The organism is Xanthomonas sp. 3075 (assembly GCF_014197275.1).
Classification (GTDB): Bacteria; Pseudomonadota; Gammaproteobacteria; order Xanthomonadales; family Xanthomonadaceae; genus Xanthomonas; species Xanthomonas campestris_B.
In genome coordinates, this window is record NZ_JACIFI010000009.1 from 46063 (window position 1) to 61106 (window position 15044).

13 protein-coding genes are annotated in these 15044 nt (G+C 67.5%); 10 read left to right on the forward strand and 3 right to left on the reverse strand.

The genetic code is table 11. The features are described from left to right. Positions 1-155 precede the first annotated feature (155 nt). Positions 156-1799: a chaperonin GroEL gene (gene groL, locus GGR62_RS10215; RefSeq protein WP_184407798.1), complete on the reverse strand. Its 1644-nt coding sequence runs from the start codon at positions 1797-1799 to the stop codon at positions 156-158. A 147-nt stretch (positions 1800-1946) separates the two neighbouring features. Further along, positions 1947-2234: a co-chaperone GroES gene (locus tag GGR62_RS10220; RefSeq protein WP_003483210.1), complete on the reverse strand. Its 288-nt coding sequence runs from the start codon at positions 2232-2234 to the stop codon at positions 1947-1949. Between the two features lie 423 nt (positions 2235-2657). On the opposite strand from GGR62_RS10220, the gene GGR62_RS10225 reads away from it, so the two are divergent. The 8 genes from GGR62_RS10225 (at position 2658) to prmA (ending at position 12470) form a co-directional block, all read left to right on the forward strand. Then, positions 2658-4433, forward strand: a complete 1776-nt coding sequence (locus GGR62_RS10225; protein WP_184407799.1) for an endonuclease — start codon at positions 2658-2660, stop codon at positions 4431-4433. Between the two features lie 343 nt (positions 4434-4776). Continuing rightward, a complete protein-coding gene (gene cutA / locus GGR62_RS10230) occupies positions 4777-5109 on the forward strand; it encodes a divalent-cation tolerance protein CutA (RefSeq protein ID WP_184407800.1) in 333 nt (110 codons plus the stop codon). 5 nt (positions 5110-5114) lie between these two features. Continuing rightward, positions 5115-7427 (forward strand): protein-disulfide reductase DsbD, encoded by a 2313-nt coding sequence (locus tag GGR62_RS10235; RefSeq protein WP_184407801.1) that lies wholly within the window; start codon positions 5115-5117, stop codon positions 7425-7427. Positions 7428-8085: 658 nt separating this feature from the next. Next, complete coding sequence (gene aroQ, locus GGR62_RS10240) at positions 8086-8532, forward strand: type II 3-dehydroquinate dehydratase (RefSeq protein ID WP_184407802.1); 447 nt, start codon at positions 8086-8088, stop codon at positions 8530-8532. Positions 8533-8629: 97 nt separating this feature from the next. Beyond that, positions 8630-9115: an acetyl-CoA carboxylase biotin carboxyl carrier protein gene (accB, locus tag GGR62_RS10245; protein ID WP_184407803.1), complete on the forward strand. Its 486-nt coding sequence runs from the start codon at positions 8630-8632 to the stop codon at positions 9113-9115. 77 nt (positions 9116-9192) lie between these two features. Next, complete coding sequence (locus GGR62_RS10250) at positions 9193-9519, forward strand: four helix bundle protein (RefSeq protein ID WP_221229130.1); 327 nt, start codon at positions 9193-9195, stop codon at positions 9517-9519. 42 nt (positions 9520-9561) lie between these two features. Further along, complete coding sequence (gene accC, locus GGR62_RS10255; protein WP_184407805.1) at positions 9562-10929, forward strand: acetyl-CoA carboxylase biotin carboxylase subunit; 1368 nt, start codon at positions 9562-9564, stop codon at positions 10927-10929. A gap of 620 nt (positions 10930-11549) precedes the next feature. Beyond that, on the forward strand, positions 11550-12470 hold the full coding sequence (prmA, locus tag GGR62_RS10260; protein ID WP_184407806.1) for a 50S ribosomal protein L11 methyltransferase: 921 nt from the start codon (positions 11550-11552) through the stop codon (positions 12468-12470). 12 nt (positions 12471-12482) lie between these two features. On the opposite strand, the gene GGR62_RS10265 is transcribed toward prmA, so the two are convergent. Beyond that, positions 12483-12986: a hypothetical protein gene (locus GGR62_RS10265; RefSeq protein WP_184407807.1), complete on the reverse strand. Its 504-nt coding sequence runs from the start codon at positions 12984-12986 to the stop codon at positions 12483-12485. 148 nt (positions 12987-13134) lie between these two features. Here GGR62_RS10265 and GGR62_RS10270 point away from each other — a divergent pair, with 148 nt between their 5' ends. Together GGR62_RS10270 and GGR62_RS10275 are read left to right on the forward strand one after the other, a co-directional pair. After that, positions 13135-13512, forward strand: a complete 378-nt coding sequence (locus GGR62_RS10270) for a helix-turn-helix domain-containing protein (RefSeq protein ID WP_184407808.1) — start codon at positions 13135-13137, stop codon at positions 13510-13512. 244 nt (positions 13513-13756) lie between these two features. Continuing rightward, on the forward strand, positions 13757-14944 hold the full coding sequence (locus GGR62_RS10275; RefSeq protein ID WP_184407809.1) for a DUF3426 domain-containing protein: 1188 nt from the start codon (positions 13757-13759) through the stop codon (positions 14942-14944). The last annotated feature ends 100 nt before the right edge of the window (positions 14945-15044 follow it).

Sequence of the window (15044 nt, forward strand, 5' to 3'; positions counted from 1 at the left end):
CGACAGTGCCGACACGCTTGGGTCCGTCAGGTGCCCGAAGCCCGCGCGCCATTGCGGCAGGCCACGCGTCGCAGGCGTGTTCCGCCGCCCCGCGCACAAAAAAACCCCGCCTTTCGGCGGGGTCCTTTTTTGAGGCAACAACCGATGGGGCTGGATCAGAAATCCATGCCGCCCATGCCGCCCATGCCACCGCCGCCGCCGGGCATCGCCGGCTCGTCCTTCTTCGGCGCATCGGCCACCATGGCTTCGGTGGTGATCATCAGGCCGGCGATCGAGGCTGCGTTCTGCAGCGCCGAACGGGTGACCTTGGTCGGGTCCAGGATGCCGAACTCGACCATGTCGCCGAACTCGCCGTTGGCGGCGTTGTAGCCGTAGTTGCCGGTGCCTTCCTTGACCTTGTTCAGGATCACGGACGGCTCTTCGCCGGCATTGGCCACGATTTCGCGCAGCGGGGCTTCCATCGCGCGCAGGGCGATCTGGATGCCGTGGGTCTGGTCTTCGTTGGCACCGGTCAGGTTACCGACGGCCACCAGCGCACGCACCAGGGCCACACCGCCGCCCGGGACCACACCTTCTTCGACGGCTGCACGGGTGGCGTGCAGGGCGTCTTCGACGCGGGCCTTCTTTTCCTTCATTTCGATTTCGGTCGAAGCGCCGACCTTGATCACGGCAACGCCGCCGGCCAGCTTGGCCACGCGTTCCTGCAGCTTCTCACGGTCGTAATCGGACGAGGTGTCCTCGATCTGGGTCTTGATCTGGCCAACGCGGGCTTCGATCGCGGCCGAGTCGCCGGCGCCGTCGATGATGGTGGTGTTCTCCTTGGAGACCTGCACCTTCTTCGCGCGGCCCAGGTCCTTGATCGTGGCCTTCTCCAGCGCCAGGCCCACTTCCTCGGAGATCACGGTGCCGCCGGTCAGCACGGCCATGTCTTCCAGCATCGCCTTGCGACGGTCGCCGAAGCCCGGTGCCTTGACGGCCACGACCTTGACGATGCCGCGGATGGTGTTGACCACCAGCGTCGCCAGCGCTTCGCCTTCGACTTCTTCAGCGACGATCAGCAACGGCTTGCCGGCCTTGGCCACGCCTTCCAGCACGGGCAGCAGGTCGCGCACGTTGGAGATCTTCTTGTCGTGCAGCAGGATGAACGGGTCGTCCAGATCGGCCGACTGGCTCTGCTGGTTGTTGATGAAGTACGGGGAGAGGTAGCCGCGATCGAACTGCATGCCCTCGACCACGTCCAGCTCGTTTTCCAGGCCCGAGCCTTCTTCGACGGTGATCACGCCTTCCTTGCCGACCTTCTGCATCGCTTCGGCAATGATGTTGCCGATCGATTCGTCCGAGTTGGCCGAGATCGTGCCGACCTGGGCGATCGCCTTGTCGTCGGTGGTGGGCTTGGAGATGTTCTTCAGCTCGATGACGGCGGCCTTGACGGCCTGGTCGATACCGCGCTTCAGATCCATCGGGTTCATGCCGGCGGCCACGGCCTTGGCGCCTTCGCGGATCAGGGCCTGGGCCAGCACGGTGGCGGTGGTGGTGCCGTCGCCGGCGTTGTCGTTGGTGCGCGACGCGACTTCCTTCACCATCTGCGCGCCCATGTTCTCGAACTTGTCAGCCAGTTCGATTTCCTTGGCGACGGAGACGCCGTCCTTGGTGATGGTCGGCGCGCCGAAGCTCTTCTCGAGCACGACGTTGCGGCCCTTCGGGCCCAGGGTTGCCTTGACGGCATTGGCGAGAACGTTGACGCCACGAACCATGCGGGTACGTGCGTCTTCACCGAAACGAATGTCTTTAGCAGCCATTTGTATGTAACTCCGGAAATGGGGAATAGGGAATGTGGAATCGGTAGATCAACAGCGTGAATCGGGGCGGGGTGGGATGGCGAAGGGCGTTAGCCGCTTTGCCCATTCCCGATTCCCAACTCCCGATTCCCGGCGCATAGCGCCTGATCAGCCGATGACCGCCAGGATGTCGTCTTCGCGCAGCACCTTGTACTCGACGCCTTCGGACTTGTAGCTGCTGCCGGCGTACTGGCCGTAGATGACCTTGTCGCCAACCTTGACCACCGGCGCGCGCAGGCTGCCGTTGTCCAGGGGCTTGCCGGCGCCGATGGCGACGACTTCACCCTTGGTGGACTTTTCCTTGGCGGAGTCCGGGATCACGATGCCGCCGGCGGAAACTTCGTCGGCTTCGATCGGCTTGACTACAACGCGGTCGTGAAGCGGCTTGATGCTCATAGAGAAAGACCCTCTTAAGTGTTTGATTGGTCTGGAAATTATCGGCGATGTTAGCACTCGTATGTGACGACTGCCAGCACAGCGCGCGGAAAAAACCCGACAGAGCGGGTGCGGGCCAGAGATTGTGCTGCGTGGGCCGCTTTCAAGGGCTGGCGATAAAACTTTTTCGCCGGTCAGCCCGAGCCGGCAGCGACGGGCAGCGACACAATCCTGCGCAGCGCCCGTCGGCACAGGCGCGCATCGCGCGCTCCGAACCGACATGGCGGCGCGGTGCATTGCGCACCGGGCCAACAGCCTGCACACGCCCGGCCGTGCGCGCAGCCGTGCGTGTCGGTTGACCTAAAAGTGGAACCAGGTTCCATCGATTGTCATGCACAGGCTCTAGAGTCGGGACCGCACTACCCCGATCACAAGGAGCTGTCGATGAGGTTGCTGGCCCACGTTCTTCCGCTGACCTGCGCCATCGCGCTGGTCGTCCCCACCGCCCACGCGGCGGTCTTCATCAACGAACTGCACTACGACGACGCGGGCGCCTCCGGCGACAGCGGCGAAGCGGTGGAAGTGGTGGCCACTGCCGGCGAATCGCTGAGCGGCTACCGCATTTATCTCTACAACGGCAGCACGCCGGGCGCGGCCACGGTCTATGCCAACACGGCGGTGCCGGCCGGCAGCCTGGTCAGCTGCGGCAGCCAGGCGCGCGTGGCCACGGTCAGCTACGCCAGCAACGGCGTGCAGAACGGGCCCAACGACGGTGTGGCGCTGGTGGACCCGAGCGGGCAGCTGGTGCAGTTCCTCAGCTACGAAGGCAGCATCACCGGCAGCGGCGGCCCGGCCGCCGGCGTCACCAGCCAGAACCTGCCGGTCAGCGAGAGCAACAACAGCGCGGTCGGCAGTTCGCTGCAATTGACCGGCACCGGCAGCAGCGCGGCCAACTTCAGCTGGGCCGGCTCGTCGGCGCAGACGTTTGGCGCCTGCAATCGCGGCCAGACCTTCAATGGCAGCGGCGGTGGCGGCGAAACCGGCGCGGCACCGTCGATCACCAGCACCACCCCGACCCAGGGCGCAACCGGCTTTCCGGCTGCGGGCGATCTGGCAGTGGACTTCAGCGAGTCGGTGACGCTGAGCAGTGGCGCCTTCGCGCTGAGTTGCGCCAGCTCCGGCAGCGTGCCGCTGAGCTATCCCACCAGCGGCACCCGCTTCAGCCTGTCCACCAACACCGCCCTGGTCGGTGGCGAGCGTTGCAGCCTGGCCATCACTGCCAGCGCCATCCGCGATGCCAGCGGGCTGAGCCCGGCCGCCAACCAGGCCATCGCCTTCACCGTGGCCACGGCCAGCGGCGGCGGCACCGGCTACTACTCGCGGGTCAATACCGCCAATGCCGGCCAGTTGCGCTGCTCGCTGCATACGGTCATCAAGGGCCACACCGTGTATCCGTACAGCGGCTCGGGCACCAGCACCTGGACCATCCTGGAGATGGCCGACGAGGATCCCAACAACAGCGGCCGGATCCTGGACGCCTACCGCAACCGCAGCTACGCCAAGGGCAGCGACCGGGCCGGCACCGGCAGCGGGCTCACCTATAACCGCGAGCACACCTGGCCCAACTCGCTGGGCTTCGGCAGCGCCAGCGGCGACAAGGGCCTGCCGTACGCGCCCTACACCGATACCCACATGCTGTATCTGACCGACACCGCCTTCAACGCCGACCGTGGCAACAAGCCCTACGCCACCTGCACCAGCGGCTGCGGCGAGCGCGCGACCGAGGTCAACGACGGCAGTGGCGGCGGCAGCGGGCGTTACCCGGGCAATTCCAACTGGGTGCTCACGCCCGACGGCAATGGCGGCACCTTCGAGGTGTGGGGCAAGCGCAAGGGCGACATGGCGCGCGCGGTGATGTACATGGCCATCCGCTATGAAGGCGGCGCCGATGCCGCGACCGGCCAGTCCGAGCCAGACCTGGAGCTCACCGACGACCGCAGCAAGATCGTCAAGACCTCCGCCTCGCCGGCCTACATGGGCCTGCTGTCCACGCTGCTGGCCTGGCACCAGGCAGACCCGCCGGACGACGCCGAGCGCGCCCGCAACGAGGTGATCTTCAGCTTCCAGGGCAACCGCAACCCGTTCGTCGACCACCCCGAATGGGCCACCTCCGGGCTGTTCACCTCGGCCAAGCCGGCCAGCTGCCAGTTGGCCAACTGAGCTCACCCGGCCCGGCGCGTGCTGCGTCGGGCCGGAGGATGTGGCCGCTGCCGCTGGCCTGAGCGACGATCACACCCGCGTCCTGGTCGCGCAACGCCTGCGGCCATTGCGCAACGTCTGCCCTCCCGCGCATGCAGCCTCGCGCCTGCAGCGTTGTCACCGCTCGCGCACCTTGCACGCCCGCGCGCAGGGCCGCCCGAGCATCGGCATCTGCGTTGCGCTACTCCGACGTCGGTGTCCCAGCTGCGGCGACGGCGGGACGACCGCCGGGCGAAGTCAACGCCCTATTCCGGAATGCCGGCTCGATCCTGCGCGAGCAGGGGGATTACACTGCCGCGCTACGATGAGTACCCCGCCCCTCCATGTGTTGTTCAGCACCTGTCCGGATGCCGACAGTGCCGATCGCATCGCGCACGCCCTGCTCGACGCGCGGCTGGCCGCCTGCGTCACCCAGCTGCCCGGCGCGCAGTCGCTGTACCGCTGGAACGGCGCGATCACGCGCAGCCAGGAAGTCCTGCTGCTGATCAAGACCTGGGAAGATCGCCTGCCCGACGCCATCGCGCGGCTGCAGGCCCTGCATCCGTATGAACTGCCGGAGGCCGTCGCTGTCCAAGCCAGCGCCGGGCTGCCGGCCTATCTCGATTGGGTCCGGGCCGAAACCCGCAAGGAATCCTGACGTCCATGAAGTCTCTGTCCCGCTGGATCGCCCGCTGCGCACTGCTGGCCGCACCGTTATTCGTCGCTGCGCCGACGCTGGTGGCACCGCTGCCGGCGCGCGCCGCAGTCACCGAAGCCGACCTGCTGCCGGTGGATCAGGCCTTTACGCTGAGCGCCACTGCCGCCAGCCGCGACAGCATCGCGCTGCGCTGGAAGATCGCGCCGGGCTATTACCTGTATCGCCACCGCATCAGCGTCAAATCCGGGCAGGGGTTTACCGCCGGCGAACTCACGTTGCCGGAAGGCGAGAGCAAGCGCGACGAGTTCTTCGGCCAGGTGCAGACCTACCGCCAGCAACTGCAGGCCACGCTGGCCGGCAAGGCCGAGCCGGGGGTGCAGACCGCCGTGCTGCAGGTGCAATACCAGGGCTGCGCCGATGCCGGCGTATGCTACCCGCCGCAACGCCGCGAACTGCGCGTCACCCTGCCCACCGCCGCGTCCCCCTCAGCGCAACGCGAGAACCTGGGCGCGCTGGTGCCACGCGCACCGGCAGGCCCGCGCCTGTTCGGCAGCGCCGGCCAGGGCACTGGCGTGGACGCGCTGCCGTTGCCCGCCGAGCAGGCATTCACCTTCGAAGCCATCGTCGGCGATGGCAACAGCCTGCTGCTGCGCTTCACTCCCGCCCCCGGTTATTACATCTACCGCGACCGCACCTCGCTGGCGCTGGAAGGCGCCAGCGGCGTACGCACCGGGCTGCCGCGCTGGCCGCAAGGCAAAGCGCACCGCGACGAACACTTCGGCGATGTGGTGGTGTATTTCGACCAGGCCGAAGTCACCTTGCCGCTGCTGCGCGAGCGCCCCGATCCGGCACGCGTCACGCTGGTGGCCACCTTCCAGGGCTGCCAGACCGACGGCATCTGCTACCCGCCGATGACCCGCCGCGTGGCACTGGAATTGCCGGCCGGCACGGTGTCGCCGCAGAACCAGGCGCAGGCCGCACCGCTGATGATCTCGCCGCTGGCAGCTGGACAGGCGCCGGTCGAACCCGCGCCTGCGCCAACGCCCGCCGCCGGCACCAGTCCCGCCGCAGACGCCTCGGCCGAGAACCCGCAACGCACCCAGCCACCGCAGACCGAACAGGGCCTGCTGGCGATGCTGGTGCTGGCGATGCTCGGCGGACTGGTGTTGAACCTGATGCCCTGCGTGTTGCCGATCCTGTCGCTGAAAGTGCTGGGCCTGGCGCACAGCGGCGAAAGCCGCAGCCACGCGCGCAGCCACGCGATCTGGTATTCGCTCGGCGTGCTGGTGTCGTTTGCGGCGGTCGGCGGGCTGGTGATCGGCTTGCGCGCCGCCGGCCAGGCCGCCGGCTGGGGGTTCCAGCTGCAGCAGCCGTGGTTCGTCGCCGCGCTGGCATACCTGATGTTCGCGGTGGGCCTGAGCCTGTCGGGTGTGTTTACGCTGGGCAGCAATCTGGGCGGCATCGGCCAGTCGCTGGCCGCGCGCAATGGTCCGCTGGGCGATTTCTTCACCGGCGTGCTGGCCTGCGTGGTGGCCAGCCCCTGCATCGCCCCGTTCATGGGCACCGCACTGGCGTATGCGTTCACTGCGCCTGCGCTGCTGGCCATGCTGGTGTTCCTGGCGCTGGGCCTGGGCCTGGCGCTGCCGTTCCTGCTGATCGGTTTCATTCCCTCGCTGGCGCGGCGCCTGCCCACGCCCGGCGCGTGGATGGAAACGCTCAAGCAGGTACTGGCGTTCCCGATGTATCTCACCGCGATCTGGCTGCTGTGGGTGCTGGGCAAGCAGCGCGGCGTGGATGCGCTGGCCGTGATGCTGGTCGGCACCACCCTGCTCGCCTTGGGCCTGTGGTGCTTCGAGCGCAGCCGCTGGAACAGCCACCGCCTGGGCATGAGCCTGGCTGCGGTGATGCTGGTACTGGCCCTGGTGCCGGTGGTTGCGGTTACCCGCCTGCGCCTGCCGGCGGCTGTCGCCACCGAAGGCGCGGCCACGTTCTCGCCGCAACTGCTGGATCGCCTGCGCGCCGACAATCGCGTGGTGTTCGTCAACATGACCGCCGACTGGTGCGTGACCTGCAAGGCCAACGAACGCAACGTGCTTGGCGGCGCCGAGTTCCGCGACGCGCTGCGCCGCGTCGATGCGGTCTACATGAAAGGCGACTGGACCAATGTCGACCCGGCCATCAGCACCTTCCTCGACCAGCACCAGGCGGTCGGCGTGCCGCTCTATGTGGTCTACGGCCCAGGCGCACCGCCGGCGATCCTGCCCACGGTGCTGACCAATGCGATTACCGAGGATGCGTTGCTGCGGGCGGCGCGGTGAGCCGGGTTTCGAGATGCGGGCAAGGATGTGGTGCTCTACGACAGCATCGAGAGCGGCACACCAACCCGGGCAACGACACCCAGGCTACGCATGGCGCTGCACTGATTTAGATTGTTTCCGTGGCGGCGTTGCCGCTGCGGAGCGCAAGCTGATCCGGCGACCGACGGCGAGCATCCGCTTGCGGTTTGTGGTCCCGGCAGACACGCCAGCGGCGACCGGCGGCATCGCTGGCGGCGGGACTTGCGACACTCCACCTCACCCACTGCCCCAGCATGCCGCCCGGGCCGTCGTTGATCGCGCGAGGTGGCGCGATCAACGACGCGAACGACGAACTGCTGGCAGCGGCACAGAACCCTGACACGTAGCAGTGGAGGATGCAGGCATCCGGACCGGCAACGCTGCCGGCCTGGCCGTTCGCCCAGTGGCCGCGCCCCAGCGCATCGCGTCTGACTCCATGACGATGCGCAGCCGCGTCACGCACGGCAGGCGAAGGACCTTCGCAACCGGACCTGTTCTGCCCCGATGCCCACCAGCACTCGCACCGGTCGCAACCACCGGGCATTTTCAATCGCTCGTTTAAAACACGCATAACTTCGCCTATCTGGACAGCATCGGCCACATCGCGCAGACTTCTGGCCTTTCCGCTCTGCTGGATGTCATGGCCCACCTGCTGCTGCTGCATGGCCCCAACCTCAATCTGCTCGGTACCCGCGAGCCGGAGGTCTACGGACGCACCACGCTGGCGCAGATCGATGCGGCCCTGGTCGACCGCGCGCAGGCGGCCGGGCATACGCTCGCCTGCCTGCAATCCAATGCCGAGCATGTGCTGGTGGAGCGCATCCATGCCGCACGCGAGGACGGTACGGTCTACATCCTGATCAACCCGGCCGCCTTCACCCACACCTCGGTGGCGCTGCGCGACGCGCTGCTCGGCGTGGGTCTGCCGTTCGTGGAAATCCACCTGTCCAATCCGCATGCGCGCGAGCCGTTCCGGCACCACAGCTATCTCAGCGACAAGGCCGACGGCGTGATCAGCGGCTTTGGCGCAGACAGCTACCGGCTGGCGCTGGAAGCGGTGATCGCGCGACTGGAGCGCGATGCATGAGAGCTGCAGCACCGACACCGGCGCCCACGCCGGGCGTCTGACCCCATCCCGCCGGTGCCCACCGGCACTCCCCACCGATTCACCTTATGAGGCCCGTATGGATCTCCGCAAAATCAAGAAACTGATCGACCTGCTCGAAGAGTCCAATCTCGCCGAAATCGAGATCAAGGAAGGCGAAGAAAGCGTGCGTCTGGCGCGCGTGCCCAAGGGCACGGCCATGATGAGCGCTCCCATGCAGCAGTACGCGCCGGCCCCCGTCGCGCAGGCACCGGCCGCCGCCACCATGCCGATGCAGTCGCCCACCGAGGCCTCCACCGGCGGTGCCAAGCAGGCCGCTGCGTTGCCGGAAGGCCATGTGCTGCGCGCGCCGATGGTCGGCACGTTCTACACCTCGCCTTCGCCGGACAAGCCGGCCTTCGTCACCGTCGGCCAGCAGGTCAAGGCCGGCGACACCCTGGCCATCATCGAGGCGATGAAGATGTTCAACCCGATCGAAGCCGACATCTCCGGCACCGTCGTGGCCATCCTCGGCGAAACCGGCCAGCCGGTGGAATTCGATCAGCCGTTGTTTGTGATTGGCTGAGTTGCAGGGAATCGGGAGTGGAGAATCGGGAATCGGCACAGCGGCCTCACGAACGTCTGGACGCATGGCGTGATTCCATGGAGCTCGTCGAAATGATCTACCGGCTGACCGAGGTATTTCCCGAACAGGAGCGTTACGGCCTGACTGCGCAGTTGCGCCGCGCAGCCGTCAGCATCCCGTCGAACATGGCCGAAGGTGCGGCGCGACGCTCCACTCCCGATTACTCCCGCTTCCTATCCATCGCACGTGGATCGCTTTCAGAACTGGACACGCAAGTCCAGATCGCCGCCCGACTGGGTTACAGCCGCAGTGAAGATGACCAGATCGTTCGCCGTCAGGTCGACCTGGTGTTCGCCAAGCTCACTGCACTGATGAACGCCCTACGCAGACGTGGAGCCGCATGATGCCCGCATCTACCCATTCCCCATTCTCGACTCCCTATTCCCATGCTCGATAAAGTCGTCATCGCCAACCGAGGTGAAATCGCGCTGCGCATCCTGCGCGCGTGCCACACGCTCGGCATCCGCACGGTCGCGGTGCATTCCACGGTCGACCGTAACCTCAAGCACGTGGCCATGGCCGATGAGTCGGTGTGCATCGGCCCGGCCGCCTCCAGCGACAGTTACCTCAACATCCCGGCGTTGATCGCCGCGGCCGAGGTGACCGATGCGCAGGCCATCCATCCCGGCTACGGCTTCCTGTCGGAAAACGCCGACTTCGCCGAGCGCGTGGAAGAATCCGGCTTCATCTTCATTGGTCCCAAGGCCGACACCATTCGCCTGATGGGCGACAAGGTCGAGGCGATCCGCGCGATGAAGGCCGCCGGCGTGCCGTGCGTGCCCGGCTCGGGTGGCCCATTGGGCGACGACATCGTCGCCAACACCAAGGTGGCGCGCGAAATCGGCTACCCGGTCATCATCAAGGCCGCCGGCGGCGGCGGTGGACGCGGCATGCGCGTGGTGCATTCGGAGGCGGCGTTGAAGGCTGCGATCGAAACCACCAAGTCCGAAGCCAAGGCCGCTTTCAGCAACGATCAGGTCTACATGGAGAAGTTCCTGGAAAATCCGCGTCACGTGGAAATCCAGGTGCTCGCCGATGGCCAGGGCGGTGCGATCCATCTGGGCGAACGCGATTGCTCGATGCAGCGCCGCCACCAGAAGGTGGTGGAAGAAGCGCCGGCACCGGGCATCACCGAAGAACTGCGCGCCGAGATCGGCAAGGTGTGCGTGGATGCCTGCATCCGCATCGGCTATCGCGGCGCGGGCACCTTCGAATTCCTGTTCGAAGGCGGGCGCTTCTACTTCATCGAAATGAACACGCGTATCCAGGTGGAGCACCCGGTGACCGAGCGCATCACCGGCATCGACCTGGTGTGCGAGCAGCTGCGCATCGCCGCCGGCCACAAGCTCAGCATCAAGCAGAGCGACATCGTGCTGCGCGGACATGCGATCGAGTGCCGCATCAACGCCGAAGACCCGGAAACCTTCATGCCCAACCCGGGCCTGATCACTGCCTTCCATCCGCCCGGTGGCCCGGGTGTGCGGGTGGATACGCACATCTATGCCGGCTACAAGGTGCCGCCGAACTACGACTCGATGATCGGCAAGTTGATCGTGCACGGCCCCGACCGCGAGACCGCGATCGCGCGCATGCGCGTGGCGCTGAGCGAGATGGTGGTGGACGGCATCAAGACCAACATCCCGCTGCAGCAGCGCATCATGCGCGACAAGGGCTTCCAGGCCGGTGGGCAGAACATCCACTATCTGGAAAAGCGCCTGGCCGAGCGCAAGAACAAGTCGATCGCGCTGGTCTGATCGCAAGCCGCAAGTCACGAAAAAGCCCGGGAAACCGGGCTTTTTTTATGCCCTTGAAACGCTAACCCGATTGCGCCGTGTTTCATGTGACCGTGTGTTCCCGCGCGCGGATAGGCAGGCATGCACGCGACAGCGACGCGCACGATCCACCGCCCCATGTTCGTCACCGCAAGACGGGGTTCTCCCTCCCGTCTGCGAGACGGCCGACGGCGCGCGGCATGCCAACAACGTATCGGTCATGGCAACTGGCCGCCAACGGCAGGCGCGGATCGTTGCCGGCCACCACGCGGGATAGCGGCAGCGGCAGCAACAGATGCACCGTTGCCGCCAGGTTCGCCAGCGACACCTGGCGACATGAGCGCTGACCCTCCTGGCAGCATGCCCTGGTGGTTCGGCGTGCATGATGCCCCTGCCAGTGGTACCGCATCGACGAAAACCGGCAATGCGCGGACGCACGGCGCAGGATGACCTGCGAGGGTCGCATCGACGTTCGCGCCAGGCGCTGGAGGTGGCCGCCCGGCATTCCCCACTGGCACGCGCAGCGCAAGAAAGCCCCGGCCCAGCAGTCCGCCTGCGCGAATGGTCTACGATGCACGCTTTCGAATTGCCTAGCCGCCACGATGCCGTTTCTTGAACTGACCCTGCCCTGCTCCGATGCCACCCAGCCCCGTTTCCAGAATGCGCTGGACGATGTGGGCGCATTGGCGGTGACCCTGCTCGACGCCGATGCCGATACCAGCAACGAGCGCGCCATCCTCGAACCCGGCGTGGGCGAAACGCCGCTGTGGAACACGCTGGTGCTGACCGCGCTGTTCGATGGCGACAGCGATGCGCTGGTGTTGCTGGCCGCGCTGGAAGCGTTCGATCCCGGGCTGGACTGGAGCCAGGTGGCGTTTCGCAGCGTGCAGGACGACGACTGGGAACGCGCCTGGATGGATCAGTTCAAACCGATGCAATTCGGCACGCGCACCTTCATCGTGCCGTGGAATCACGACCTGCCCGAGGCTGCGCAGGCGCCCGACGCGGCGGTGGTGCGGCTGGATCCAGGCCTGGCGTTCGGTTCGGGGACGCATCCGACCACCGCGCTGTGCCTGCGCTGGCTGGACGGCCTGGCTGGCAACGGCCAGCTGCAGGGCCGCAGCGTGCTCGATTTCGGGTGCGGCTCCGGCATTCTCGCGGTCGCCGCGTTGAAGCTGGGCGCGACCAGTGCAGTGGGCGTGGACAACGACCCGCAGGCGCTGCTGGCCACCGCCGACAATGCCGCGCGCAATGCGGTGGAGACGCAACTGACCGTGCATCTGCCGCAGGACGAGCCGGTGCAGACCTACCCGGTGGTGGTGGCCAACATCCTGGCCTCGGCGCTGGATGCGCTGGCCGACACCCTGGCCGCCCGCGTGGCGCCGGGCGGGCGGATTGCGCTGTCTGGCATCCTGCACGGCCAGGAGGACGCGTTGCTGCAGCGCTACGCGCCGTGGTTTGAGCAACTGCGCTGCGAACGCGACGAAGACTGGATGCGCATCGACGGCGTGCGCCGCGCCTGACTCGCTGCACCCTCAGCGCGCCGGCCGGCCGGCGCGGATCTGCGCGGTGGTCAACGCATCGGCCGCGCTGATCGCCCGCAAGCGGGTGACCGCCTGCCAGCCGTCGCGCTGCAGGGCCGCGTTGCGCCAGCGCCCGGCGTGTCTGGCGGCATAGACGCGTAACGCCAGCTCGGCCAGCAGCAGCGCCGCCCAGGCGGTGGACGCCCACCCCTGCGTGCCGGCCAGCGTCACGCCGCCGGCCAGGCCCAACAACAGCATGCCCGAAGCCAGCAGCCGCCAGTGCCGGTAACGCAGCGCCCAACTCCGCGGCGCCAGTCCAGCTGACCAGTGCATGCCCTCACGCACCGCCATCCAGTCCGCATTGCGCCGCCAGACCAGGTAGCGCGCCGCGCCGTGGAAGCGACTGACGCCCGGGTCCAATGGCGAATGCGCAGGCCACGGGGCGGTGGGTGGAGCCCCTGGTGCCGCGGGATCGGAGTGCGCGGCACGGGATTTGGAAGTGGCTGGCTCGACCATGAACATCCTCCTTGAGTTCGTTGTGATGCTGTCGTCATTGACGGCAGGACAGTATCGCAAACATAGAGCGATATGAAAGTAATACGAACTATGAAGCAGGGCTTCTAGAGCTATATCTCCCGGCCCGTCCCCCCACCATTGGTGCCGTGTGAGCAAGCTGTACGAGCGAATACGCGAAGCCCGCAGCCTCACCAAGCTCACGCAGGAAGCGCTGGCCGGGGAGTTGGGGGTGACGCGCAGCGCGGTCGCGCAGTGGGAGATGGCCGAAGGCACCGCGCCGTCGGTGGAGAACCTGATCGGGCTGGCCAAGCGCAGCGGCATGGCCTTCGAATACCTGGCCACGGGCCGAGGTGAGCGCACGTTCGGCCCGCCGGTATCGGCCATCGCCGAAGAACCCGCCCAATATCGCCGCCTGGACGACCAGCAACGCATGCTGCTGTCGCGTTTCGACACGCTGGCACCGCGTCAGCGCAGCGGGTTGCTGGATCTATTGCTGGCGGAGGGGAAGACGCGGCGCAGGCGCTGAATCGGGAATCGGGAATCGGGAATCGGGAATCGGGAATCGGGAATCGGGAATCGGGAATCGACGGCAGCGTGTCTGATTGGTGGGCAATTGCAAACCGGCGTTGAGTGCGTCGTTGGCTGGGGTGTACCGATGCGGTGGCCGATGCATGCGTGCGTGCAGTGTCGGGTGCGGCCGCTGCGCCCCCCGGGTTCGCCCAGCGGCGTGCACGTGGTTGAATAGCGCTCTTCTCGCTGCACGCCTGCCGATGCCAGAGACTCCGCCACCGCGCCGCCCCCTTGCCACGTTCCTGCGTGCGACGCCGGCCGCACCATCGCTGATTCCAACGCCGGTGGTGCCGCCCGTCCACGCGCCGGAACAGCCGCTGCCGGTGCCATCGGCAGACCTGCCACCTGCACCCTCGCAGGAGCCGGCTCCTGCACCGCTGGCGCCGATCATTGCCGCGCCAGCGACGCCTGCGGGCAGGCCGCCACACACCGATGCCGCCACGCCCCGTCGCGATGGCCTGGACGCGTCGGCGGAGATCGATTCCGCTGACGCTTGGCCGTCGCCCGCGCCACCGCGCGCTGCAGCCACGCAGGGCAGCGAACACCCGCGGCCGGCGGCCGCTGCCACGGCGATGCACGCAGCGCCGGCCACCTCGAGCACGCAGCAGCCCGATCACGCCCCGGCTGCCAATGCCGCCCCGGCCGATGGCCTGCCCCCGGACACCGCAGGCAACGCGGGCCCGGCCACAGCGACGGTGGCTCAGCTCACGCCTCCTGCCGCGCGCGGCGTGGATCACGCATCCGACGTCCACGCTGGGGCAGCGTCCGGGATCGCGTCGCAACACGCGTCCGCCAACACCGCAACGGTCGCTGGCGCCGTCGCCGCCTCCAGCGCCTCGACCGCAGCGCACCTTCCGCAACGGCCGCCGGCCGTCGCCGCGCCCGCTTTCGCAAGACGTGGTCTCGGCCGCCCGCGGCTACGTGCCAGCGCAACGCAGTGGGCGGTGTTGTTCGGGCTGCTGGGCGTGCTTGCCGTGCAGATCCTCATTGCCGACCGCGCCCACCTGGCCGCCAACGCACACTGGCGGCCATTGGTCGGTGCGGCCTGCCAGGCATTGCGCTGCACGTTGCCGGCGTGGCGCGAGCCGGCGGCGCTGACCCTGCTCAACCGCGAGGTGCGCCCGTTGCCGGGCGTGCCCGGTGCACTGCAGGTGCAGGCCAGTTTCCGCAACGACGCGCGCTGGGCGCAGGCCTGGCCGTGGCTGCAGCTGTCGCTGTCCGACGCCGATGGGCGGGTGATCGGCACGCGGGTGCTGGCGCCACACGAGTATCTGGGCCAGCCGCCGGCCGCGCAGGACACGCTGGCGCCAGGCCAGGCGGTGCAGGTGGCGTTTTCCGTCCGCGAACCGGCCGCGAGCACCGCTGCCTTCAGTTTCGAGTTCCGTTGAGCCGACGCGACGTGCAACGAATGGCCACATGGGCGTGGCGACCTTTGAGGTCACGCGCTAGACTCACTCCCCCTCGCCGGCCACGCGTCCCGGCTTCGTG